The sequence below is a fragment of the Gemmiger sp. genome, assembly GCF_057431175.1.
Window position 1 is genome coordinate 26319 of sequence record NZ_DBMDDV010000004.1, and the last position, 22820, is coordinate 49138.

Annotated in this window: 23 protein-coding genes and 1 tRNA gene; 4 read left to right on the forward strand and 20 right to left on the reverse strand. The window is 58.9% G+C overall.

The genetic code is table 11. The features are described 5' to 3' along the window. Positions 1 to 4: 4 nt before the first annotated feature. The 3 genes from ACZO0A_RS02750 to ACZO0A_RS02760 all read right to left on the reverse strand — a co-directional run bounded on the left by ACZO0A_RS02750 (position 5) and on the right by ACZO0A_RS02760 (position 3925). Complete coding sequence (locus ACZO0A_RS02750) at positions 5 to 706, reverse strand: iron-sulfur cluster assembly scaffold protein (protein WP_078783638.1); 702 nt, start codon at positions 704 to 706, stop codon at positions 5 to 7. Positions 707 to 906: 200 nt separating this feature from the next. Continuing rightward, on the reverse strand, positions 907 to 2586 hold the full coding sequence (locus ACZO0A_RS02755) for an O-antigen ligase family protein (RefSeq protein WP_302375243.1): 1680 nt from the start codon (positions 2584 to 2586) through the stop codon (positions 907 to 909). A gap of 175 nt (positions 2587 to 2761) precedes the next feature. Continuing rightward, complete coding sequence (locus tag ACZO0A_RS02760; RefSeq protein ID WP_486846008.1) at positions 2762 to 3925, reverse strand: MFS transporter; 1164 nt, start codon at positions 3923 to 3925, stop codon at positions 2762 to 2764. A 243-nt stretch (positions 3926 to 4168) separates the two neighbouring features. Here ACZO0A_RS02760 and hisS point away from each other — a divergent pair, with 243 nt between their 5' ends. Next, positions 4169 to 5416, forward strand: coding sequence for a histidine--tRNA ligase (gene hisS, locus ACZO0A_RS02765; protein ID WP_215691729.1), 1248 nt, complete (start codon positions 4169 to 4171; stop codon positions 5414 to 5416). A gap of 270 nt (positions 5417 to 5686) precedes the next feature. Next, positions 5687 to 6649 (forward strand): DUF4349 domain-containing protein, encoded by a 963-nt coding sequence (locus ACZO0A_RS02770; RefSeq protein ID WP_302375239.1) that lies wholly within the window; start codon positions 5687 to 5689, stop codon positions 6647 to 6649. Positions 6650 to 6821: 172 nt separating this feature from the next. Here the strand turns inward: ACZO0A_RS02770 and aspS are convergent, their stop codons facing one another. Then, the gene (aspS, locus tag ACZO0A_RS02775) at positions 6822 to 8603 is read right to left on the reverse strand and encodes an aspartate--tRNA ligase (RefSeq protein WP_291232211.1); all 1782 of its coding nucleotides are present in this window, start codon (positions 8601 to 8603) and stop codon (positions 6822 to 6824) included. A 186-nt stretch (positions 8604 to 8789) separates the two neighbouring features. Here aspS and ACZO0A_RS02780 point away from each other — a divergent pair. Together ACZO0A_RS02780 and ACZO0A_RS02785 are read left to right on the forward strand one after the other, a co-directional pair. Next, a tRNA-Lys gene (locus ACZO0A_RS02780) sits at positions 8790 to 8865 on the forward strand. Between the two features lie 162 nt (positions 8866 to 9027). Next, positions 9028 to 9279 (forward strand): IreB family regulatory phosphoprotein, encoded by a 252-nt coding sequence (locus tag ACZO0A_RS02785; protein ID WP_143402656.1) that lies wholly within the window; start codon positions 9028 to 9030, stop codon positions 9277 to 9279. A gap of 176 nt (positions 9280 to 9455) precedes the next feature. Here the strand turns inward: ACZO0A_RS02785 and ACZO0A_RS02790 are convergent, their stop codons facing one another. The 16 genes from ACZO0A_RS02790 to ACZO0A_RS02865 form a co-directional block, all read right to left on the reverse strand. Continuing rightward, the gene (locus tag ACZO0A_RS02790) at positions 9456 to 10718 is read right to left on the reverse strand and encodes a methionine gamma-lyase family protein (protein WP_330035345.1); all 1263 of its coding nucleotides are present in this window, start codon (positions 10716 to 10718) and stop codon (positions 9456 to 9458) included. Further along, positions 10715 to 11500, reverse strand: coding sequence for a GNAT family N-acetyltransferase (locus ACZO0A_RS02795; RefSeq protein ID WP_294719098.1), 786 nt, complete (start codon positions 11498 to 11500; stop codon positions 10715 to 10717). The genes ACZO0A_RS02790 and ACZO0A_RS02795 overlap by 4 nt, the downstream gene beginning before the upstream one ends. Beyond that, positions 11497 to 12894, reverse strand: a complete 1398-nt coding sequence (gene murD, locus ACZO0A_RS02800) for a UDP-N-acetylmuramoyl-L-alanine--D-glutamate ligase (RefSeq protein ID WP_417065865.1) — start codon at positions 12892 to 12894, stop codon at positions 11497 to 11499. Before murD ends, ACZO0A_RS02795 begins: the two co-directional genes overlap by 4 nt. Before the next feature lie 108 nt (positions 12895 to 13002). Further along, the gene (locus ACZO0A_RS02805; RefSeq protein ID WP_215691735.1) at positions 13003 to 14175 is read right to left on the reverse strand and encodes a ribose-phosphate pyrophosphokinase; all 1173 of its coding nucleotides are present in this window, start codon (positions 14173 to 14175) and stop codon (positions 13003 to 13005) included. A gap of 330 nt (positions 14176 to 14505) precedes the next feature. Next, a complete protein-coding gene (locus ACZO0A_RS02810) occupies positions 14506 to 15777 on the reverse strand; it encodes an HlyC/CorC family transporter (RefSeq protein ID WP_486846010.1) in 1272 nt (423 codons plus the stop codon). Between the two features lie 219 nt (positions 15778 to 15996). Beyond that, complete coding sequence (locus ACZO0A_RS02815; protein WP_308132458.1) at positions 15997 to 16767, reverse strand: hypothetical protein; 771 nt, start codon at positions 16765 to 16767, stop codon at positions 15997 to 15999. A gap of 1031 nt (positions 16768 to 17798) precedes the next feature. Further along, positions 17799 to 18140, reverse strand: a complete 342-nt coding sequence (gene rplQ, locus ACZO0A_RS02820) for a 50S ribosomal protein L17 (protein WP_147609819.1) — start codon at positions 18138 to 18140, stop codon at positions 17799 to 17801. Between the two features lie 43 nt (positions 18141 to 18183). Further along, positions 18184 to 19143 carry a DNA-directed RNA polymerase subunit alpha gene (locus ACZO0A_RS02825; RefSeq protein WP_291232343.1) on the reverse strand — a complete coding sequence of 320 codons (960 nt, stop codon included), beginning with the start codon at positions 19141 to 19143 and terminating at the stop codon, positions 18184 to 18186. 75 nt (positions 19144 to 19218) lie between these two features. After that, entirely contained in the window at positions 19219 to 19821 is a 603-nt protein-coding gene (rpsD, locus tag ACZO0A_RS02830) for a 30S ribosomal protein S4 (protein WP_147609817.1), read from the reverse strand. A 20-nt stretch (positions 19822 to 19841) separates the two neighbouring features. Beyond that, complete coding sequence (gene rpsK, locus ACZO0A_RS02835; RefSeq protein ID WP_078783580.1) at positions 19842 to 20246, reverse strand: 30S ribosomal protein S11; 405 nt, start codon at positions 20244 to 20246, stop codon at positions 19842 to 19844. Positions 20247 to 20260: 14 nt separating this feature from the next. Then, on the reverse strand, positions 20261 to 20632 hold the full coding sequence (gene rpsM, locus ACZO0A_RS02840; protein ID WP_078783579.1) for a 30S ribosomal protein S13: 372 nt from the start codon (positions 20630 to 20632) through the stop codon (positions 20261 to 20263). Between the two features lie 113 nt (positions 20633 to 20745). Continuing rightward, complete coding sequence (gene rpmJ, locus ACZO0A_RS02845; RefSeq protein WP_078783578.1) at positions 20746 to 20859, reverse strand: 50S ribosomal protein L36; 114 nt, start codon at positions 20857 to 20859, stop codon at positions 20746 to 20748. A 33-nt stretch (positions 20860 to 20892) separates the two neighbouring features. After that, entirely contained in the window at positions 20893 to 21129 is a 237-nt protein-coding gene (gene infA / locus ACZO0A_RS02850) for a translation initiation factor IF-1 (RefSeq protein ID WP_078783577.1), read from the reverse strand. A gap of 26 nt (positions 21130 to 21155) precedes the next feature. Beyond that, a complete protein-coding gene (locus tag ACZO0A_RS02855; RefSeq protein ID WP_302375228.1) occupies positions 21156 to 21404 on the reverse strand; it encodes a KOW domain-containing RNA-binding protein in 249 nt (82 codons plus the stop codon). Then, entirely contained in the window at positions 21392 to 22165 is a 774-nt protein-coding gene (map, locus tag ACZO0A_RS02860; protein WP_215691741.1) for a type I methionyl aminopeptidase, read from the reverse strand. Before map ends, ACZO0A_RS02855 begins: the two co-directional genes overlap by 13 nt. Positions 22166 to 22171: 6 nt before the next feature. Then, on the reverse strand, positions 22172 to 22804 hold the full coding sequence (locus tag ACZO0A_RS02865; RefSeq protein ID WP_215691742.1) for an adenylate kinase: 633 nt from the start codon (positions 22802 to 22804) through the stop codon (positions 22172 to 22174). Between the last annotated feature and the right edge of the window lie 16 nt (positions 22805 to 22820).

The window sequence follows — 22820 nt, forward strand, 5'->3', positions numbered from 1 at the left end:
TCTCTTATTCTTCACGCGGGTCGATGTACTTGACAGCGCCCTGCTCGGCAGAGAAGCGGCCGTAGGTGCCGATATTCTTCTCGTAGGCTTCCTTCGGGTCCTTGCCGTGACGGATGTCCTCCATCATCTTGCCCAGACGGACGAACTGATAGCCGATGACCTGGTTGTCCTTGTCCAGAGCGGTCTTGAGGATGTAGCCCTCGGTCAGCTCCAGATAACGGACGCCCTTGGCCTTGGTGGAGAAAATGGTACCGGTCATGGAACGCAGGCCCTTGCCCAGGTCGTCCAGGCCAGCGCCGACAGGCAGGCCGTTCTCAGAGAAAGCGGTCTGGCTGCGGCCGTAGACGATCTGCAGGAACAGCTCACGCATAGCAACGTTGATAGCGTCGCAGACGAGGTCGGTGTTCAGAGCCTCCAGGATGGTCTTGCCGGGCAGGATCTCACCGGCCATAGCGGCGGAGTGGGTCATGCCGGAGCAGCCGATGGTCTCAACAAGGGCTTCCTCGATGATGCCGTTCTTGATGTTCAGGCTCAGCTTGCAGGTGCCCTGCTGGGGAGCACACCAGCCCACACCATGGGTGTAGCCGCTGATATCCTCAATTTTATACGCCTTGACCCACTGGCCCTCTTCGGGGATGGGCGCGGGACCGTGCTTGGGTCCTTTTGTGATCGGGCACATTGCGTTGACCTGTGCGGAGTATTCGATCATAATTTTCTCTCCTTTGCATATTGTTAGGCTTTTCACAGCTATCTTTATTATAAAGGGTCGAATCCTGTTTTTCAAGATGTTAGTTTAAGCTAACCTTTGGTTTTTTGGCATTTTCTCTGACCGGGCGGCATGGCAGGCGGCGGATGGGCATGGTGGAGCAAATAAAAAAGCCTCCCTTGTCAAAGGGAGGCTTTTCCTTAAAACAGAAACCCAAAGATCACCCGCGAGGCTGCACCGCAGACAGCCATCATCACAATGCCTGCCACAATCGGCGGCAGCCATTGCCGCAGCAGGCCGGGCTGCTGCACCGGCTCGGCAGATTTCGTCTTTTTGCCTTTGCCGTACCGTACAGGTTTCTCCGCCGTGGCGGAGTTTTCCTCCTGCTCCGGCGGCAGACAAAACACCTGCAAAAGCGCAAACAGCAGCATGATCTCGGGGAAAATCATCGACACGCGTATCGAGATGACCGCATGGGCCAGGTAGCTGACCAGCGCCAGTGTGACCGGGGCCACGCCGGGGCGCAGCCAGTTATGGGCGGCCTTGCGCAGGTGGGCGATCACAAACCACAGCCACGCGGCCAGCCCCGCCACGCCGGTGGTCAGCAGCAGTTCCAGGTACTCGTTGTGGGCGGCGTAAAAGGTGCGCATCCGCTCGGTGATGTCCGCGCCCGCCCACTGGGCCACCGCCGTGTGCATCATGCCGGGGCCGACGCCGAACAGCTTGCGCCACACAGGCTGCGCCAGCCAGCTTTCGGCGGTGATGCGCCAGGCCGTGCCGCGGTAGGTGCCCCAGTCATCGTTAAAAACCAGCAGGTCATCCAGGCGGCCCAGGCTGGGGAAGCCCGGCATAAAATTGGCAAGCAGCGTCAGCACTGCCGCGCCGAGCACAATGACCGCCGCCAGTGCCCGGCCCAGTTTGTACAGCGGCATTTCCCGCCCGCGCAGGGCAAACCGCAGCACGGCCCAGACTGCCAGACAGACCGTGAACCCGAACTGCGCCACATGACCCAGCGCCGCCAGCATTGGCTTACCGCCCTGGGTGTAGACATGGGTGCGCATATACTGCATCCACCCGGCGTGGAAGAAGAAAAACGCCCCGATGACCGCCAGCCGCCGCAGCGTGCGGGTGGTGAAGTTTTTCTGGCAGATGAGCACCAGCACCGCCGCGCCGATGCCCAAAGTCAGGCCCTCGGCGTCCACCACAGCCAGCGCTAACCCGCCAAAGAACGCAGGCACGCCGTAAAACAGTGTGTGTCGCACGCCCCGCGCGACTAAGAACGCATAGAACACCAGCGGCAGCGCGAACGCCATGAACCCGGAGCAGAAGTTTTTCTGCCCCAATGTCGAGAAAAACTGCGCGCGCTCCACGACCGCCGTGTCCGCATAGGTACCGATGAGGTCGATATTAAATATGTTGAGGACGTACAGCACCGTGACGATGGCGGTAGCAACGCCGACGCAGAAGGTCAGGCCGTTTAAAATTTTTTGCGGCGCAAAGGCGCGGACGGCCAGATAGCCCGCCGCCGTGAACAGCACCATCATACAGCCGCCGTAGTAGCCGCCCAACCCCCAGAAGGACGCCGCAGGCGACAGCGACAGCACCGTGGACAGCACGCCCGATGCCGTGACCGCCCCCAGTGCCCCGAGGCCGGGGTCGCTTTTCCAGGGCAGGCGACCCGGCATCGGCTTGGCACCGACGACGGCCAGCGCACCGAGCCAGAGCGCAAACGCCCAACTGACCGTGCAGATGCCGGTGAATTTGACAACACCGAGGTTGGAGAATTTATCGATATACAGTGGGAACGCACAGAGCGCCGCCACCAAAAATGCCGCGGCCGACTGTGCAGCCAGGCGGCGAAGCTGTTGGGTTTGGGTCATAGTGAAAACCTCTTAAAGCACGTAATTTATTGCCGGAGCTGCTATGTAGGGGCCGCACATGTGCGGCCCGCAACGCAACGGAAATCGACCGTCTGCGGGAAGGCCGCGGGCCGCTTATGCCCGGCCCCTACAAGTTCCCGGCAAATCCATATTGTACCCTGCCGCGCATAAAAATTCAACCATTCTCCACAGGTTTTACAAGACTGACACAAACCAGCCCCGCCGCAGCACATCCCCCGGCCAGCCAATGGCGGGCGGCCAGGGGCAGGGCCTGCGCCCCGATATAGCTCAAAATACTGCCGCCGCTCATGCCCAAGGCGATGAATCCATAGTTCACCCCGGCGTGGGACAGGCCGAACAGATCCGTGTTGAAGGACGGCTGCACGGCCGCGCCGCCGGAGTAGAAAAACGTAAGCACCGCATAGGCCGCCAACACCCACCACTGCCCCGCAAAGGCAAACCATGCGCTGCCCGCCGCAAGACCCAGGTACACGGCGTACAAAACCGGCTTGCGGCCCAGCTTGTCACTGAGGGCGGGCAGCAGCATCCGCCCCGCCGCACTGGCCGCCGACCCCAGCACGATACTGTACGGCGCGGCGCTCTCGGGCAGGCCGCGCTCGGTGGCAATTTTGAAAATTTCCGGGCTGAACAGCAGCACCGCCGGGGCGGACAGCGCTACCGCCGCCACACACAGCTTGTACTGCGGCGTGCGGAGCATCTGCTTGTAGTCAAAATCCGGCCCCGGCTGGGGCTTGCCGCTCTGGGGTTTAGGCGGCGGGTCTTGCAAAATCAGCGCCCCCGCACCGCAGACGACGAGCATGACCACCCCCAGCGCCGCAAAGCAAACGCGGATGCCCCACACCCCGCCGACGCCCTTGACAAACACCGTAAAAAACGCACCGGACAGCCCCATGGCCACCCCCGCCACGCCGGTGGCCCAGCCTTTTTTGTCCTGATACCATTTTTGGGCGCAGGCCAGCACCGCCGGGGCCAGAAACGCACTGCCCAGCCCGGCGGGCAGACTGTACACGACAAGAAACAATGCGGCGCTGGCGGGCGGCACGAACGCCGCCGCGAAGAACCCGCCCGCCAATAGGGCCGTGCCCCACAACCCGGCGAAACGCGGACCGCGGGCATCCTGCAGCAAACCGCCCACTGCGCAGCCCACACCATAGGCCGCGACCAGCACCGCAAACCCCAGCATAGCCTGCCCGCGGGAAAAGCCGTACCCCTGCATGACCGGCTGCTGGAACACGCCCCACGCCGCAGGGATGCCGGTGAGCAGCTGTGCCGCCGCCCCCGCCGCTAAAATATACGGCCCGCGATTTTGTTTTGGCACACGCATCCCCTCCCCTTTTCGGGATAGTATGCCCGGTTTGGATTGACAAAATGCGGTTTGGGCGATATGATTATATATAAAAAGCCTTCCCCTGTGGGGGAAGGTGGCCGAAGGCCGGATGGGGGCAGGCTTGCCTCTATTGCCCATTTGTAGGTCACTATGGCAAACGCGCCCCTCATCAGTCACCTTCGGTGACAGCTTTCCCCCAAGAGGGGGAGCCAATTTGCAATAAGGAGAACCACCATGAAGACACAACCTTTAAAAGGTATGCGCGATCTGCTCCCGCGGGAACAGGCGCTGCGTGATTATATCCAGGGCCAGATCCTGGCCACCTACCGCGCCGCAGGCTTCCAGCGCATCTCCACCCCGATTTTGGAGGACATGGAGAACCTGGACAAGAGCGACGGCGGCGATAATCTGAACCTGATTTTCAAGGTTCTCAAGCGCGGCGACAAGCTGGAGCACGCGCTGGCAAGCGGCAACGAGAAGCAGCTGTCCGACATGGGCCTGCGCTATGACCTGACGCTTCCGCTGTCCCGCTACTACGCGGCCAACCGCAACGAGCTGCCCAACCCCTTCAAGGTCATCCAGACTGACCGCGTCTACCGCGCCGAGCGCCCGCAGAAGGGCCGCCTGCGCGAATTCGTCCAGTGCGACATTGACATTCTTGGCGATTCTTCCCCCAACGCCGAGGTCGAGCTGATCGACGTGACGGCCCGCGCCCTGCTGAAGATCGGCTTTACCGGGTTCACCGTCAACATCAACGATCGCCGCATCCTGCGCGCCATGCTGGAAAAGATGGGCTTTGCCGAGGACCAGCTGGATTCCGTCTGCATCAGCTTTGACAAGATGGACAAAATCGGCGCGGACGGCGTCAAGGCCGAGCTGACCGAGAAGGGCTTTGCCCCCGAGGCCGTGCAGGCGCTGGACGACTTCCTGCGTGCAGGGGATTTCAGCCTGGACACCGTCGCCGCCAAGGTGGACGACGAGGCACTGACCGCCGACCTGCGCTATGTCATTGCCGCCAGCGAGAAGGTCGCAAACGGCCGCTACGGCATTGCCTACGCCCCCAGCCTGGTGCGCGGCCAGGGCTACTACACCGGTATGGTGTTTGAGGTCACCTGCCCGCAGTTCAGCGGTGCCGTGGCCGGCGGCGGCCGCTATGACAACATGGTCGGCAAGTTCATCGGCCAGCAGGTCCCGGCCGTGGGCTTCTCCATCGGGTTTGAGCGCGTCTGCGGCATTTTGCTGGAGCAGGGCTATCAGATCCCCGGCGCAAAGCCGAAGATGGCGCTGCTGTATTTGAAGGACGCCGACTTTGCCGCCGTGCTGGCCAAGGCTGAGCAGCTGCGCGCCGACTACGATGTGACCGTGCTGCCCCAGGCCAAAAAGCTGGGCAAGCAGTTCGGCACGCTGGAAGCCGCCGGGTACAACGCCGTTGCCTTTGCCGACAACGACGACGTCAAGCTGCTTGGGCAGAAAGCCGAATAAGCAACCAAAAATTTGTGGGATGTGCCAAAATTGCGGCACATCCCACTTTTTTGTATTTGGTTTGTAACACACAGCTGGCATTTTCCGTGTTATATTGGTGAAAAGGGAAATGCCTTCCCCCCGAGGGGAAGGTGGCCGAAGGCCGTATGAGGGGCGGCGTTCCCGACACCGAGCCGTAAAAAGGCGGCAAGACAAACTTGCCCACATCAGTCCGCTTCGCGGACAGCTTCCCCCTCAGGGGAAGCCTTTACGTAGAAAGGAGCATCCAACATGAAAAAGCGCATCACCCGTATCACCGCTGCGCTGGCCGCCGCCGCACTGCTGGCGGGCTGCGGCAGCATCAGCAGCAGCGACGGCGGCTACTACGCCACCGAGGCCGCCGCGCAGGAAAGCTGCAATTATGACAGCGCCGCAGGCGCGGTAGACAGCAGCCTGATGCCCGCCAACGCCGCCGAAGCCGCTACCGATGAGACCGCGCAGAAAATCATCTACAACGCCAGCCTGTCGATGGAATCCACCGACTTTGACGCCGCCCGCGAAACCCTGATGGCTGCGGTCGAGGCCAACAATGCATGGATGGAGTCCACCAGCGTTTACGGCACTGAAAAGGATCACGACCGCAGCGCCGACTACACCGTGCGGGTGCCGGTGGACAACTACCGCGCGTTTTTGGCTGCCGTGGGCGAGGCAGGCAGCGTGCGCAATGTCAGCGAGAATGCCCAGAACATCACCAGCAGCTACATTGATGTGGAATCCCGGCTGGCGGCACTGGAAGCCCAGCGCACCCGCCTGAATGAACTGGCAGACCAGGCCGAGACAACAGCGGATCTGCTGGAAATCGAGAGCCAGCTTTCCGATGTGCAGTACCAGTTGGAGAACTACACCCGCCAGCTGCGCAATATGGACCAGCAGGTCAGCTACTCGACCGTAGACATCTATCTGGAAGAGGTCGCAACCCTGACCCCGACCGGCGTGACCTTCACCGAGCGCATTGCCGATGCGTTCGGCGGCGGCTGGGACGCCTTCGTTGGGTTTGTGCAGGGGCTGGTCATTGCGCTGGTCTACCTGTGGCCAGTGGTGCTGATCGTCATTGCAGTCATTGCGGCTCTGCGATTCTGGCGCAAGCGCCATCCGAAAGCCCTCAAGGCCCCCAAAGCGCCCAAGCCCATCCAGACCCCGCCGCCAGCGGAGTATGCGGTGAAGAGCGATAACGAGCCGAAGCCGAAATATTGACAGAAACCACAAAAACCTGCCCAGCCGCGTGTATGCGGTTGGGCAGGTTTTTGTCTTGGTGTGCGGTAGGGGCGAGGCATGCCTCGCCCTGCACCTACCCGCAAAAGGGAATCCTGCGGGTAGGCCGCGGGCCGGGCATGCCCGGTCCCTACACAGCAGCCAAATTTTCAGGTTAGTCCTTCAGCGTCAGCGCGATGCTCAAATCCTTGAGCTGCTGCTCGTCCACCACGTCCGGTGCGCCGCTCATCGGCTCGCCGGCATTCTGCACCTTCGGGAAGGCAATGACGTCGCGGATGGAATCCTTCTTCAGCATCAGCATGACCATACGGTCCAGGCCGTAGGCCATACCGCCGTGCGGGGGTGCGCCGAACTTGTAGGCGTCCATCAGGAAGCCAAAGCTCTCGCGGGCCTTCTCCTCGGTGAAGCCCAGGGCATGGAACATACGATCCTGCAAAGCGGGGTCGTTGATACGCATGGAGCCGCCGCCCATCTCGACACCGTTCAGCACGATATCGTAGGCCACAGCGTGGCAGGCACCGGGGTCGCTCTCGACCTTGTCCAGGTCTTCGGCCTTGGGCAGGGTGAACGGATGGTGCATGGCCATCCAGCGGCCCTCCTGCTCGGAGTACTCGAACAGCGGGAAGTCAACGACCCACAGGAAGTTGAATTTGTCGGGGTCGATCAGGCCGTGCTTGCGGGCAATGTCCAGGCGGACCTGGCCCAGCGCGGTGCATGCCTTGACCCAATCGGTATCGCTGACCAGCAGCAGCACGTCGCCGGTCTCGGCGTTCAGTGCGGCATACAGCGCAGCTTTCTCGGCGTCGGTCAGGAATTTTTCAAAGCTGGAGGAAGTACCGTCGGCAGTCAGGCGGCTGTACGCCAGGCCCTTGGCACCGTAGGTCTTGGCGACCTCGCCCAGCTTATCGATGTTCTTGCGGGACAGCTTATCGGCCAGACCTTTGGCGTTGATGGCGCGGATGGTGCCGCCTGCTTCCAGCACGGCGGCGAAGGGCTTGAACTCGGTGCCCTTGAACACCTCCGTCACGTCCTGGATTTCCAGACCAAAGCGGGTGTCGGGCTTATCGGAGCCGAAGCGGCCCATAGCCTCATCCCAGGGCATACGGTAGAACGGCGTCTCGACGTCGACGTTCAGCATTTCCTTCCACAGGCGCTTGATCAGGCCCTCGTTCAGGGTCATGATATCGTCCTCGGAGACAAAGCTCATCTCCTCGTCCACCTGGGTGAACTCAGGCTGACGGTCGGCGCGCAGATCCTCGTCGCGGTAGCAGTGCGCCAGCTGGAAATAGCGGTCAAAGCCGGACAGCATCAGAATCTGCTTATAGAGCTGCGGGCTCTGGGGCAGGGCGTAGAAGTGGCCCGGCTGCACACGGCTGGGCACCAGATAGTCACGCGCACCCTCGGGCGTGGACTTGATGAGGGTAGGCGTTTCGATCTCGGTGAAGTGGTTCTCGCAGAAATAGTTGCGGATGATCTGCATGATCTTGCTGCGCAGCACGATCGGCTCGTGCATGGACGGGCGGCGCAGGTCAAGGTAACGGTAGCGCAGGCGCAGGTCGTCGTTGACGTTGATCTCGTCGCGCAGCTCAAACGGCGTGGTCTGGGCCTCGCTCAGGATGCGCAGCTCGGTAACGTAGAGCTCCACGTCACCGGTTGAAATCTTGTCGGTCTTGGCGGCGCGCTCGCGCAGCTTGCCGCGGCAGATGATGACGTACTCGCTTTTCAGGCTCTCGGCCTTGGCGAAAACGTCCTTGGGGGTATCCTCATCGAACACCAGCTGCAAAATGCCGGTGGTATCGCGCAGGTCGGCAAAGATGATGCCGCCCTTATCGCGGGCGCGGGCGATGGAGCCGCAGACGGTCATTTCCTGACCCGCCATGGCAAGGCTGACTTCCCCGCAGTAATTGGTACGGCGCAGGCTGCCCAAAGTTTCCATATTTCCAAATCCCCTTTACGGTTTTTTCTACTCTAAAAACCTATTATACCGCGCTGTCCTGCGTTTGGCAAGGGGCGCGGGGCGAAAGGCTGAGAAAATCCGCGTAAAATGTTTTCAAAAGTGTATTGACAAGCGGGGCCGGACTTGCTATAATAGTAGGGCTGTGAGACCCACAGTGCAATAGATGTGCCCGTAGCTCAGTTGGTAGAGCATCTGACTTTTAATCAGAGGGTCCAGGATTCGAGTTCCTGCGGGCGCACCAAAAACCGCTTGAAGCCGCAAGGTTTCAAGCGGTTTTTTGCATTATACAACAGCAAGGACGAAATTTGCATTTCTGTATAAAATTTTATGGTTTTCGTCTTGCAAATTTGGCGCGTGTTGAGTATAATAGGGCTAATGATATCTTGTAAAGGGGAGAATTGAAATGCCGATCTCTGAACCAACCGCCGTATTTTCCATCCGTGATGACCGTGATATGGAGATCAAGCAGGCGGTGCTGCAAGTGTACCGCGCGCTGGAGGAGAAGGGCTACAACCCCATCAATCAGCTCGTCGGCTACATCCTGTCGGAGGATCCGACCTACATCACGACCTACAAGAACGCCCGTGCCATCATCCGCCGCATTGACCGCGACGACCTGCTGCAGGCGCTGGTTCGCGATTTTGTGAAGCATTAAAGGTTTGGCAAAAAATTCCCGCATATCCGATTTGGATATGCGGGAATTTTTGTAGCTAAAGCCTTCTCCCTCGGGAGAAGGTGGCCCGCAGGGCCGGATGAAGGGGAATCACGGGCAGGCTGCCCCTCATCAGTCCGCTTCGCGGACAGCTTCCCCCAAGTGGGAAGCCTTTTTTCTTATTCCGCAAAAAACGCGTTCTGCACGGCGTTCAGGACAGCGGCACGGCCGGCGGTAAAGTTGACGCCGCCCTGCAGGTAGCAGGTGTAGGGGGCGCGCAGCGGGCCGTCGCAGCTGATTTCGATCGTACTGCCCTCGGTAAAGCTGCCGCTGGCCATGACGACCTTGTCCGTGTAGCCCGGCTCGTCGGCGGGTTCGGGGCTGGCGAAGCTGTCCACCGGGCTGTTGTGCTGAATGCCCGCGCAGAAGCCAGTCAACGCGGCGGCACTGCCCGAGTCAAAGCAGGTCACAATATCGTTGTGGTCAGCCGTATAGCGCGGTACCGGGTTGACGCCCGCCAGTTCCAGCAGACACTGGGCATAAATCGCGGTTTTCAGCGCCTCGCAGACAACACCGGGCGCGTAGTAGAAGCCCAGGAAGGTATCCCGCAGGCTGTCCTGGGTGCAGCCCAGGTCGCCGCCGATGCCGGGAGCTGTGAAGCGGTGGCTGCACTTTTCCACCAGGTCGCGGCGGCCCGCAATGTAGCCGCCGGTGGGGGTGATACCGCCGCCGGGGTTCTTGATGAAGCTGCCTGCCATGATGTCCGCGCCGAAGGATACCGGCTCGGCGGTCTGGGTGAACTCGCCGTAGCAGTTGTCCACAAAGATCACAGCGTTGGGGTTGGCCCTGCGGGCGGTGTCGGCCACCTTTTGAATCGTCGCCAGGTCAAAGGCGTTGCGCTGGGTGTAGCCGCGGCTGCGCTGAATGTGCACCACTGTCGCGGTCTTGGCCTTCTCGGCAATCAGGTCATAGTCGGGCGTAAAGTCCGGCAACAGCGGGCACTCGTCGTAGTTTACACCGAACTCCCGCAGCGTACCGCAGCCCTTGCCCGCATCACCGATGCCGATGACGCCTTCCAGCGTGTCATAGGGGCGGCCGGTGGCGGCCAGCAGGGTGTCACCGGTGCGCAGCAGGCCGAACAGCGCCACGGTCAGCGTGTGGGTGCCGCTCATAAACTGCGGGCGCACGAGGGCGGCCTCGGCCCCCATGCAGCGGGCAAAGACCTCTTCCAGCTTGTTGCGGCTGTCGTCCCACACGCCGTAGCCGCTGGACCCCCAGAAATGCCGCGCCTCGACGCCGCAGTCGGTGAAGGCGCGCAGCATTTTCAGCTGGTTGTAGTCGCGAATCTCCTCCACATGGGCAAACTGCGCACGGCAGAGGTCAAGGGCTTTGCGGTCCAGCGCCAGCACTTCGGGGCGCAGGTCATAAAATTGTTCGATCATTGAGTATTCCAATCTGTACTATAATGTTGAATTTTGCCGATCTGTAAAAATCCTAGCTGGGCATAAAAATCGCACAGTTCCGGGAAACAGGCGAACCGCACAGTGCGGTCGGCGGCCAGCTCGTTGGCAAGGCTCACGATGAGCCACCGGGCCAGTCCCCTGCCCCGCCAGGCGGGGTCGGTAACACCCGCGGCCATGTAGCATTCGGCAGGGGATGCCTCATAGCAGCCCACGGTGCAGACAGGCTTGCGACCGTGCAGCAGGGCACGGCAGTTACCCACGCCATGGGCCAGCGCCGTGCAGGCGGTGGAGTAGAACTCGTCAGCCTCGGCGTCACTGTCAGGAAACACCAGGCGGCTGATGGGCAGCATCGACGGCGCTTTGTCCAGCATCAGTTCTGCCGGGGGCGCTGGCGGCAGGGGCAGCGTGCGCCCCCGGGGCAGTTCCCACAGGGCCAGCGGCGCGGCGGGTCGCCAGCCGTCAAGGGCCAGCGGATGCTCGCTGCGCAGCGTATCGGCGTGGAGGAATTGCAAGAAACCCCGCAGTTCCTCCCGGGCGTCGCCACCCGCGTCTCCGCCGGGCAATTCGCCGCAGAGCACAGCCGAGCCGCCCCGCAGTTCCAGCACAGCCGAGCCGGGCAGCAGGTAGAACGCCCACCCGCTGGCCGGGTGCTGGCCAAATAAATTCAGATGCGTGCCGAGGTTGGCCGCAAAGTAGGGCTTATCGGCAAGGCGGCGGAGGTATTCTGCGCGGAGAGCGGAGGTAGAGGCGGATTGAATCATTTCAGTGCATTCACGATATTCTTGTAATCCTTCCCGCGCACCTCAAAGTTAGGGTACAAATCAAAGGACGCGGAGGCGGGCGACAGGCTGACCACGTCGCCGGACTTTGCCGCGGAACGCGCCAGCTCAACAGCGTGCTGCATATTGTCGGCGTGCAGGATCGTCAGGCTGCTCTCGGCAAAGCCCGGGCACTCGCGGACAGCCTTCTCGATGCGGGGGCCGGTCGCGCCCATCAGCACCAGCGTCTTGACGTGGGCCAGAATCTCCGGGGCCAGCGGCTCATAGGGGATCTTCTTATCATAGCCGCCCGCGATCAGAATAATTTTCTGGTCAAAGCTGCGCAGACCCGCGATCGTGCGCGTCGGGCTGGACGCGATGGAGTCATTGTAGTAGGTCACGCCGTCCAGCGTGCGCACCGGCTCAATGCGGTGTTCGACGCCGGTGAAGGTCGAGCCGACCTGACGCATGGCCTCGATGGGCACACGGCCCCAGACGGCGGCACAGGCGGCCAGCAGGTTTTCCACATTGTGCAGGCCGCGCAGTTTAATATCCTTGCGGGGCAGAATCGGCGTTACCACGCCGTTCTCGGCATAGCAGAGCGTGTCGTCGCTTTCCCGCAGGAACGCACCGTTGTCCGTCTCGTGCAGGCGGGTGAACCAGACCTGCTCGCCCTTGCAGTCGCTCTGCATACTGCGGGAAACGTCGTTCTCATAGCCCAGCACGGCGCGGCAGGGCGGGGTCTGCCACAGCAGAATGTTCCGCTTGGCGTCGATATACTCCTGCATATCCTTGTGATGGTCCAGGTGGTTGGGGGTGACGTTGGTCACGACCGCCACCTTCGGGCTGCGGCGCATACTGATGAGCTGGAAGCTGGACAGCTCGACGACCGCCACCGCGTCGGGGGTGACGTCGGACAGCTGGGGCAGCAGTGCCGCACCGATGTTGCCGCCCAGGAACACCCTGCGGCCTGCGGCTTCAAACATCTTGGAGATCAGCGTCGTGGTGGTGGTCTTGCCGTCAGAGCCGGTCACGGCCACGATTTCGCAGGGGCAAAACGCAAAGAAAAGCTCCACCTCGCTGGTGACCAGTGCACCGGCAGCCTTGGCGGCCTGCAGCTCGGGCTTGTAGTACTCGTAGCCCGGCGTGCGCATGATGATATCCTGTCCGGCAAAGCCGTCGGTGTAATGCTCGCCCAGGCTCAAATTCACATTCAGGCGGCGCAGCGTGTCGGCGTAGTCGCCGAAGTCGTCCAGGCTCTTTTTCTGGTCGCAGAGCGTGACCTGCGCGCCCAGTTCCACAAACTGCGCAATGCAGCGCTTGTGGCTGACACCAGCACCGATAAAGGCAACCTTTTTGCCCTTGATAAGTTCTTGCAGCTGTTCGATCGGCAGCATAATAATCTCTCCCCTGCTTATAATCTAACCACATTATATACGAAATGCCGTATTCCTGCAACAAAATTCGGCCCGCCGAAGCGAGCCGAGGTGGGATTTATTTTGCGCTTACTGCTCGCCGCCCATGGGGATGCCGTGCTTGTCCAGCAGGGCGCGGATCTTCGTCATCGGGTCGATGATGGAAGAAACGCTCTTGTCATGGTTGATGGCGGCGATGAAGTAGGCGGTGTACTTGGAGACGTCCACGTCATAGTACCACTCGCGCTCCAGCAGCTCCGGCTTGCGGTAGGTCAGGTTCGTGCCCAGCACAGCCTTGATGATGCCGTCGTTGTAGGCCTTGTCGAACTTCTCGAGACCGGCGGTGAACAGCGGGAAGGTGCAGCAGGTGAAGATGTTGCGGGCACCGCGCATCTTCAGCTCATAGGCGATATCCAGCATGGACTCACCGGAGGCGATGATGTCATCGGCGATGAACACGTCCTTACCCTGCACGCTCTCGCCCAGGTACTCATGGGCAACAATGGGGTTGCGGCCATTGACGATGCGGCTGTAATCGCGGCGCTTGTAGAACATGCCCAGGTTGCAGCCCAGCACGCTGGAATAGTACATATTGCGGTTCATCGCGCCCTCGTCCGGGGAGACGATCATGAAGTTGTCCTTGTGGAAGGAGACGTCCGGCACGTGATGCAGCAGGCACTTGAGCACCTGGTAGGTGGGCATGACGTTGTCGAAGCTCATGGTGGGCACGGCGTTCATGACGCGGGGGTCATGGGCGTCAAAGGTGATGATGTTCTTGACGCCGACGTCGCGCAGCTGCTGCAGCGCAAAAGCGCAGTCCAGGCTTTCGCGGCTGACGCGGCGATGCTGGCGGCCGCCGTACAGGCTGGGCATGATAACGCTGATGCGGTGGGCGCGGCCTGCAACAGCCTGGATCAGGCGCATCAGGTTCTGGAAGTGGTCGTCCGGGGAGAGGTGGTTCTCATAGCCGAACAGCTGGTAGGTAACGCTGTAATTGCCCGGATCGACGAAGATATACAGGTCGTCGCCGCGGGTCGAGGCCTTGACCAGGCCCTTGGCGTCGCCGGACTGGAAACGCGGGCAGTCAGACGGGATGATGAAGGTGTCAACATCGGTGTTGCCGACTTCACGCGCCCAGCGGACAAGGTGACTATCAACGAGTTTGCAAAGTTCCTCTGCACCGGGGCAGGCGATCAGGCCGAGATCAGCGATCGCATCCTCCTTGGCAAAGAAATCACGCGGGCCAAGATTCTGTTCAGCCATTACAGGTACTCCTTACTTCCATCTTGTATTCATTTGCGGCGGGGCGGCGCGGCGTGCCGCAATGCCCCATTTACTAGTATTGTAGCACAGCGGCGGGATAAAATCAGCCCTGCAAGGCAAGAATTTCAGCAATTTCTACATTTTCCGCACTTTAGACATTGTGTTGGCCGCGGCCAACAAAAAATTCTGTCGGATTTTACAAAAAATTTGCAAAGGGAATTTTCACAAACATTTACAGTAACATTTTATCGGTCAGCTGGCGCCGTAGGAGCGGGGCTCTGCTCCTACAAAAAGGCTCCTGCTGGAATCCAGCAGGAGATTTCATTCTATTTACTTCTCGTTCTCGTCCTGGACTTTGCGGGGGGTCAGGCGGACTTCCTGGACGCGGCGGTTGGTGGCGCGGGTGACGGTGCCATCAAAGTCGCCCCAGATGAACTTATCTCCTACCTTGGGCAGGCGGCTGAGCTTTTCCTGAACCAAGCCGCCGATGGCAACAGCGTCGATATCATCATCCTCTTTGATGCCCAGTTCCTCGGCGGTGTCGTCCACGCTGGCGCTGCCGGAGACAAGCCAGCTGCCGTCGGACTGCTGGCGGACATCCTCGACCACGTCGTCATGTTCGTCCCAAATCTCACCGACCAGCTCCTCCAGAATATCCTCCAGCGTGATGATGCCCGCCGTGCCGCCGTACTCATCGACGACGACGGCCATGTGGTGCTTGCTCTCGCGCAGGGTGCGCAGCAGCGCGGAAATCTGGGTCACGCTGGTGGTGTAGAGCGTCGGGCCAATCAGGTTCTCCAGCTTGACGTTCTTGTCGTGTTTTTGCAGAGCCGCAAAGCAGTCCTTCTCATGCACCACGCCGATGATGTTATCGATCGTGTCATGGTAGACCGGCAGACGGGAATAGCCGCTCTCGGCAAAGCGCTCGATGACCTCGTCCATCGGGGTATCGTCCTCGACGGCGACCACATCCACGCGGGGGGTCAGCACATCCTGGGCCTCGACGTCGTCAAACTCGATGGCACTGCGGATCAGCTCGCTTTCGCGATTGGTCAGCTCGCCGTCCTTCTCGGCTTCGCTGACCATCGTGACCAGCTCGCCTTCGGTGATGGTGTCTTTCTCGCCAGTGTCAAACCGCTTGGCGAGGAACTTTTTCCACGCACCGAACAGGGCGTTCAGCGGCGTAAAAATCGTGACCAACGCACTGAGCACCGGGGCAAAGGCCATGGCCAGGGTTTCGGGCATTTCTTTTGCCATGCTCTTGGGGGTGATCTCGCCGAAGGTCAGGACCAGCAGGGTCATGACGATCGTGGAGACCGTGGGGCCGTATACACCGCCCACCAAGCGGGTAAACAGCACGGTGGCAAGCGAGGACGCACCGATGTTCACGATATTGTTTCCAATCAGAATGGTGCTGAGCAGGCTGTCATAGCGCTCGACCAGGGCCAACGTATGGGCGGCTTTCTCGTCACCATCATCCGCTTTGCTTTTCAGACGAATCTCGTTCAGCGAATTGTACGCTGTTTCGGCCGCTGAGAAAAACGCGGATAAACCAATCAGAACTATCAGTGCGACGATCATAAATGTACTGCCATCGTCCATGGGGGAACTATCAACTCTTTCTATTCTTTATTTATGTGCAAAAATACACATTTTAGCTATTATATCATAGATATGCGGGATACGCAAAGGGTATACCGTCAAATTTGGGTAAAAACGTCTATTTATCTATATTTGGAGTTTCTTCGGTTCCTTCTTTGCAAAGAAGGAACAAAAATCGCCCCGACCCAACCGGGCCGGGGCGGCACTGCCTATGCAGATTTACTTTTTCTTATCTGTGCGAAGGACAACCGTGATGCCAAGGCCAACAATCGCGACCAGCATCACAATGACCAGCGCCACAGCCGGGAAATTGTCGCCGGTCTGCGGGATGGTCGTTGCAGCCCGGGCCGCTGCCGGGGCGGCAGTCGGCGCAGGGGCGGGCGTGGCCGTGGGTGCGGCGGTCGCCGTCGGGGCCGGGGTTGCGGTGTTCTCCGGCGCGTTGTCGTCAGTGCTCGGCGCTGCCGTCGGCGCGGGCGTCACAATGGGCGTCGGTGTCGGGGTCGGCGTGGTATCGGGGTTCGTCTTGGGGTCAACCGGGTCAGGCGTGGTTTTTTCCGTGACCGTCAGGGTGCCGCATTGGGTGGTAATGTTGTAGTTGCCTGCCTTCGTGTTGCTGTTCAGCGTGTAGTTGAATTTATTCTCGGAAGAACCAACTTCGGTCTGCGTGCCGGTGACGGTGTAGGTCGCACCCTCACCGTTCACGAAACCTTCCGCCGTAACGGTGTTGTTCGTCAGCGCAGTTCCGTCGTATTCTTTCTCGGCGCTGCCGCTGGTCAGCGTAACATCGCGCGGGGTGATGGTGTAGGTAGCCTGGCCGACGACATCCCGCGGTTCCGTCTTGGTCTTCCCTTCAAAATCAGTCAGGGTAACAATAACTTCCTGCTTGGCATAGAGTGTATAACTACCAGCATCGACAAACTTAAACCCACTTAATTCTGTTGTCCAAGAATTTTTATCAGTTGAGTACTGAATCGGACTCTCGAAATTCAAAAATTCTTTATACTGCGTCGCGTATGTATCTGACAATGCCACATTATTTAGTGCGAAGGACGCTTCTTTCACATCAATGGGCCGTCCATCATACACCTTTGAATCACCCTCAATGGAGAGACTGCCCCATAAAGCATCCAGTGTATAGGCTTCGTTGTTCTTATAGTAGTATACTATTTTCGAGCCAGCCTCACGGATTGCTGCGAGTTGATCACCACGTTTTTTATCTCCCCACCCCAAAAATGTATGTTCACTTAGTACGGGCACCAAAGTGGTAACAGTGGTTTCAGCGCCCTTTTTTACACGTGTCATTTCTCTATATTTTGTTTTTCCATTATCCTTATATTGTTCCACATTATAAGGATACGTTTCCTTTCCGTTTCCATCTAGCGGCCATTTCGCATCTTCACTACTCAAATAATAGCCAAAATAACCTGACGCCTTCTCCTCGCCCTGCACTGTGCCATCCTTCGTGACGCTAATGTTTGCACCATCTGTATTAGACTCCTGCCCACCGGACGGATCAGCAAATGCCGTAGTGCCAAAGCTAAAGAGCAAACACGCTGTCAAAAGTACAGCAATCAAATGTTTTTTCATACCCGATTTACTTCTCCTTTTTACATATTTACGCTGCTGTTCCTGCGCTATGGAACTGCTCATTGCCTTTTAGAAGCGATCTTATAATGCGCATTCTATATAACAAATATAGAATACATAAAATCAATACAACAGTCAAGAGTTATTTGCAATTATGTTTCAAATCAGCATCATGAACAAATACAAAAGCCTGTTTTGTGCACTTTTTCAGTAGTATCTATTACAGTTTTTACGGATTGTATGACAATTTTTCCACTTTGTCAAATCATGTAAACGCACATATATTGCTCCACGCATTTGTACGGTTTCACTGCGCAAAAGACTTACGGCATCGGTTGTAGGGGGCGGCGTCCTCGACGCCCCGCCGCAAAAACAAAAAACACCGCTCACCCTTTCGGGCAAACGGTGTTTTTCTATCAACTTATCTGATTAAATCAGACCAGCTCAATAATTGCCATCTCGGCGGCGTCGCCGCGACGAGGGCCGGTCTTGTAGATGCGGGTGTAGCCGCCGTTGCGGTCAGCATACTTGGGGCCGATCTCATCAATGACCTTCTTGGCAACGTCCTCCTTGGTGATGTAGGAGAAGACCTGACGCTTTGCGTGCAGATCGTCCTGCTTACCAAGGGTGACCATCTTCTCGGCCATGGAACGAACTTCCTTGGCGCGGGTAACGGTGGTCTCGATCTTGCCGTTCTCAAACAGGTAGGTCACCATAGCGCGCAGCATAGCGTTGCGGCTGTCGGTGGCACGACCGAGTTTACGGGTACCGGGCATTTCGATTCACTCCTTATCAATAGAATCCGCGTGTCGCGGGGGGTTAGTTTTCGTCTTCCTTGGTCAAAGAGAAACCAAGGCTGTCCAGCTTTGCCATGACCTCTTCCAGAGACTTGCGGCCCAGGTTGCGGACCTTCATCATCTCATCCTCGCTCTTGCCGATGAGGTCACCCACCGTGTTGATGCCGGCGCGCTTGAGGCAGTTGAAGGAACGGACGCTCAGGTCCAGCTCCTCAATGGTCATCTCAAGGGCCTTCTCACGGCCCTGGTCGTCATTGTCCACCATGATCTCGGTTTCGCCGGTCTCATCGCAGAGGTTGACAAACAGGTTCAGGTGCTCAGTCAGCACGCGGGCCGCCAGGCTCAGGGCCTCCTGCGCGTTGCAGGTGCCGTCGGTCCAGACTTCCATAATCAGCTTATCGAAGTCGGTGATCTGGCCTACGCGGGTACGGTCAACGGTGTAGTTGACCTTGAGGACAGGGGTATAAATGCTGTCCACAGGCAGGGTGCTGACGTCGTTTTTCTCGATCAGCGCCTGCTTGTTGCGCTCGGCGGGGACATAACCGCGGCCCTTGTCAAAGGTCAGCTCCATGACCAGCTTAGCACCCTCGCCCAGGGTGGCGATGTGCCACTCGGGGTTCAGGATCTCCAGGTCATCGCCGCCCTTGATGGTGCCGGCAGTGACCTCGCAGGGGCCAACGGCCTCGACGCGGACGGTCTTGGGGCTTTCGCCGTAGATCTTAGCGGCGATGCCTTTGAGGTTCAGGACGATCTCGGTGACATCCTCGCGCACGCCCTCGATGGTGGAAAACTCATGCACCACGCCGTCGATCTTGACGCTGGTGACAGCCACACCGGGCAGAGAGGACAGAAGCACACGACGCAAGCTGTTACCCAAAGTCGTGCCGAAGCCGCGCTCGAGGGGCTCGACGACGAACTTACCGTAACGGCCATCCGGGGAAAGGGCAGCCGTTTCGATCTTGGGGCGTTCGATCTCCATCATAAAAACCCTCCTTGTTAAGCCGACGCTAGGCAGCGCCGGTTCGGTTGGAAAAATCGTAGAAAACAGTTAAGAGGATTACTTGGAGTACAACTCGACGATGAGGTGCTCAGCGATGGGCACATCAATGTCCTCACGAACGGGCAGCTTGGTGACAGTGCCCTTCAGGGCGTTCTTGTCGCGCTCCAGCCAAGAAGGCAGCAGAACGACAGGAGCTTCCTCGCCCAGCAGCTTGCTGAACTTGACGGAAGAACGGCTGGACTCGATGACTTCGATCACATCGCCCGCCTTAACCTGGTAAGAGGGGATGTTGACACGCTTGCCATTGACAGTGAAGTGGTTGTGGGAAACCAGCTGGCGGGCGTCGCGGCGGGTCTTGGCAAAGCCCAGACGGTAGACGACGTTGTCGAGACGGCGCTCGACCAGGACCAGCAGGTTGACACCGGTCTGACCGGGCATGCGGGAGGCCTTCTCGTAGTAGGTATGGAACTGGTTCTCCAGGATACCGTAGACGAACTTGACCTTCTGCTTCTCGTTCAGCTGGGTGGCGTACTCGCTCTTCTTCTTTCTCATCTGGCCGCCGGGGTTACGATTGGTGGTCTTTTTGCCATAACCCATAACAGCAGGAGAAATGCCGAGAGCACGGCAGCGCTTAGCGATAGGTTGGGTATTCTTAGCCATATCTCATGTTCTCCTTTCAATCAAACGCGGCGGCGTTTGGGCGGGCGGCAGCCATTGTGGGGGATGGGGGTCACGTCACGGATCATGGTGACCTCCAGGCCGGTTGCCTGCAGGGCGCGGATAGCGCTCTCACGGCCGGAACCGGGGCCCTTAACGTAGACCTCAACGGTCTTCATGCCATGCTCGATGGCGGCCTTGGCAGCGACCTCAGCAGCGCTCTGCGCAGCGTAAGGAGTGCTCTTACGGGAGCCACGGAAGTTCAACGCACCAGTGCTGCACCAGGAAACGGTGTTGCCCTGGGTGTCGGTGATGGTCACGATGGTGTTGTTAAAGGTGCTCTGGATGTGAGCAGCACCGGCGCTGATATTCTTGCGCTCTTTTTTCTTAGTGCGGGTTTTTGCCGCAGTAGCTTTGTTAGCAGCCATGTCTCAGTTCCTCCTTACTTCTTTTTGTTAGCGACAGTGCGCTTGGGACCTTTGCAGGTACGCGCATTGGTCTTAGTGCGCTGGCCGCGGCAGGGAAGACCCTTGCGATGGCGCACACCACGGTAGCACTGGATCTCGGTCAGACGCTTGATGTCAAGCGCGACGTTACGGCGCAGGTCGCCCTCTACCATGATGTTGTTTTTGTCGATGTAGTCGCGGATCTTGGCCTCTTCATCAGCAGTCAGATCCTTGACGCGGGTATCAGGGTTAATTCCGGTACCGGCGAGAATCTCGTCGGCAGTGGACTGGCCAATGCCGTAAACATAAGTCAGACCAACCTCGATCCGCTTCTCGCGAGGCAGATCAACACCAGCAATACGTGCCATAAAGCACCTCCATTAGTAACATCCCATGTCCTGGTCGGGGCCTGCGCCGGGAATCTACGCACTTGGCCCCCAAGCGTTTTGGGTACGGTTTCCGCGGAATGCTCCGCGGACCTTTAGCCCTGACGCTGCTTATGCTTCGGATTGGCGCAGATGATCATCACGCGGCCTTTGCGCTTGATGACCTTGCACTTCTCGCAAATGGGTTTCACGGAAGGTTTTACCTTCATGATGTTAACCTCCTTTATAACACAAGGCGCTTCTTATTTGGAACGCCAGGTGATCCGGGCTTTGGTCAGGTCGTAGGGAGACATTTCCATCGTGACCTTGTCGCCGGGCAGGATGCGGATGAAGTTGGTCCGCAGCTTGCCGGAAATGTGAGCCATAACCACATGGCCGTTGGGCTTACCCTCTTTGTTGAGGAGTTCAACCTTGAACACAGTGTTGGGCATGGCCTCCCGAACGATACCTTCTACTTCGATGACATCTTCTTTAGACAAGCTGATTGCCTCCTTGAAGGGTTCCGTCAGTTCTGCGCCGCGTCATAGGCGCGGATGGCATCCCTGAGTTGTTGATCGCTTTTCAGAAGCTCGTTCTCAAGAACGGTGGTCGTAGGTGCAACGTGCTGTATCTTTTTGCGTTTGGGGTTGTCCAGCTTGTGCAGGTCCCCATCCGCAACCAGAAGCATCGATCCATCCACAGCCAGAACAGCCAGCGTGCGGGTCTTATCCCGCCCGGCCTTTGAGCGGACCAATTGGCCTTTTACAAAGTCCATCCGGGTTCCTCCCAGCCGTGGGTCAGGACCTCGGCACCGGCCGTGGTGATGGCCATGGTGTGCTCAAAATGAGCCGCCAGGCCGCCGTCACACGTTTTGACCGTCCAGCCGTCCTTCAGCGTCTTTACCGCGTACTTGTACTGGCAGACCATCGGCTCAATGGCAATGCACATACCCGGCACCAAGCGCGGACCGCGCCCGGCGTTGCCGAAGTTCGGGACTTCGGGATCCTCGTGCAGCTCCTTGCCGACGCCATGGCCGACAAAGGTGCGGACGACCGAGAAGCCGTTCTCCTCAACATAGGTCTGTACTGCGTGGCCGATATCCCCTACCCGGTTGCCGCCGCGCGCCATCTCAATGCCGCGATGCAGGCTCTCTTTGGTAACATCCAACAGCCGCTGGGCTTCCAGGTCGAGCTTGCCGCACCCATAGGTGCAGGCATTATCGCCGTTGAAGCCGTCTATCTTGCAGCCGGTATCGATCGAAACGATGTCACCGGGGCGGATCTGCTGCTGTTTTGAGGGGATACCGTGAATGACGGTGTCATTCACGCTGATGCACGCCGTGGCCGGAAAGCCGTACAGGTGCAGGAAGTTGGGTCTTGCACCGTGGCGCACGATAAAGTCGTAGATGATTTTGTCGATCTCAGCGGTAGTGATACCGGGTTCGATCGCTTCGCCACCTGCTTTCAAGGCAGCTGCGCTGATAGCGCAAGCCTTGCGCATTTTTTGCAGCTCGGCAGCATTTTTGATTTGGATCATGGATGATTAAGCCTCCAAAAGCTTGAGAAGGAACGCCGTAGTGGCCTCAATGGAGCCCTGGTCGGGCACCTCCACGAGCTTGCCGCGCTGGCGATAGAACTCGACCAGCGGTTCAGTCTGCTCATGGTAAGCCTTCAAGCGATCCAGTACGGTGGCAGGCTCGTCATCCTTGCGGATGGCCAGCTCACCGCCGCAGCGGTCACAAACGCCCTCTTTGGCGCTGGGTTTGTTTACGATGTGGTAGCTGGCGCCGCACTTTGCGCAGACGCGGCGGCCGGACATACGGCGGGTGATGGCCTCGTCGGGCACGATCAGGTTCACGACCTTATCGATGTCCACGCCCATCTGCTCCAGGGCCTCGCCCTGAGCGATGGTGCGCGGCATACCGTCGAGGATAAAGCCCTTCTCGCAGTCAGGCTCTGCCAGGCGCTCTTTCACGATGCCGACGATAACATCGTCAGGCACCAGAGCACCGGCATCCATAAAACTTTTTGCCTTTTTGCCCATCGGCGTGCCTTCCTTGACGGCGGCGCGCAGAATGTTGCCGGTGGAAATGGTCGGGATGCCCAGCTTATCGCAGAGGATCTCTGCCTGGGTACCCTTGCCAGCGCCGGGAGCGCCCAAAAGGATCAGTTTCATCGCACATTCCCTTTCT

What these genes read in the sequence shown, in the direction of transcription:
- ACZO0A_RS02755 (WP_302375243.1), bottom strand. Translation starts at nt 2,586, where the DNA reads ATGACCCAAACCCAACAGCTTCGCCGCCTGGCTGCACAGTCGGCCGCG.
- hisS (WP_215691729.1), top strand. Translation starts at nt 4,169, where the DNA reads ATGAAGACACAACCTTTAAAAGGTATGCGCGATCTGCTCCCGCGGGAA.
- ACZO0A_RS02770 (WP_302375239.1), top strand. Translation starts at nt 5,687, where the DNA reads ATGAAAAAGCGCATCACCCGTATCACCGCTGCGCTGGCCGCCGCCGCA.
- aspS (WP_291232211.1), bottom strand. Translation starts at nt 8,603, where the DNA reads ATGGAAACTTTGGGCAGCCTGCGCCGTACCAATTACTGCGGGGAAGTC.
- ACZO0A_RS02785 (WP_143402656.1), top strand. Translation starts at nt 9,028, where the DNA reads ATGCCGATCTCTGAACCAACCGCCGTATTTTCCATCCGTGATGACCGT.
- ACZO0A_RS02790 (WP_330035345.1), bottom strand. Translation starts at nt 10,718, where the DNA reads ATGATCGAACAATTTTATGACCTGCGCCCCGAAGTGCTGGCGCTGGAC.
- ACZO0A_RS02795 (WP_294719098.1), bottom strand. Translation starts at nt 11,500, where the DNA reads ATGATTCAATCCGCCTCTACCTCCGCTCTCCGCGCAGAATACCTCCGC.
- murD (WP_417065865.1), bottom strand. Translation starts at nt 12,894, where the DNA reads ATGCTGCCGATCGAACAGCTGCAAGAACTTATCAAGGGCAAAAAGGTT.
- ACZO0A_RS02805 (WP_215691735.1), bottom strand. Translation starts at nt 14,175, where the DNA reads ATGGCTGAACAGAATCTTGGCCCGCGTGATTTCTTTGCCAAGGAGGAT.
- ACZO0A_RS02810 (WP_486846010.1), bottom strand. Translation starts at nt 15,777, where the DNA reads ATGGACGATGGCAGTACATTTATGATCGTCGCACTGATAGTTCTGATT.
- rplQ (WP_147609819.1), bottom strand. Translation starts at nt 18,140, where the DNA reads ATGCCCGGTACCCGTAAACTCGGTCGTGCCACCGACAGCCGCAACGCT.
- ACZO0A_RS02825 (WP_291232343.1), bottom strand. Translation starts at nt 19,143, where the DNA reads ATGATGGAGATCGAACGCCCCAAGATCGAAACGGCTGCCCTTTCCCCG.
- rpsD (WP_147609817.1), bottom strand. Translation starts at nt 19,821, where the DNA reads ATGGCTAAGAATACCCAACCTATCGCTAAGCGCTGCCGTGCTCTCGGC.
- rpsK (WP_078783580.1), bottom strand. Translation starts at nt 20,246, where the DNA reads ATGGCTGCTAACAAAGCTACTGCGGCAAAAACCCGCACTAAGAAAAAA.
- rpsM (WP_078783579.1), bottom strand. Translation starts at nt 20,632, where the DNA reads ATGGCACGTATTGCTGGTGTTGATCTGCCTCGCGAGAAGCGGATCGAG.
- rpmJ (WP_078783578.1), bottom strand. Translation starts at nt 20,859, where the DNA reads ATGAAGGTAAAACCTTCCGTGAAACCCATTTGCGAGAAGTGCAAGGTC.
- ACZO0A_RS02855 (WP_302375228.1), bottom strand. Translation starts at nt 21,404, where the DNA reads ATGGACTTTGTAAAAGGCCAATTGGTCCGCTCAAAGGCCGGGCGGGAT.
- map (WP_215691741.1), bottom strand. Translation starts at nt 22,165, where the DNA reads ATGATCCAAATCAAAAATGCTGCCGAGCTGCAAAAAATGCGCAAGGCT.
- ACZO0A_RS02865 (WP_215691742.1), bottom strand. Translation starts at nt 22,804, where the DNA reads ATGAAACTGATCCTTTTGGGCGCTCCCGGCGCTGGCAAGGGTACCCAG.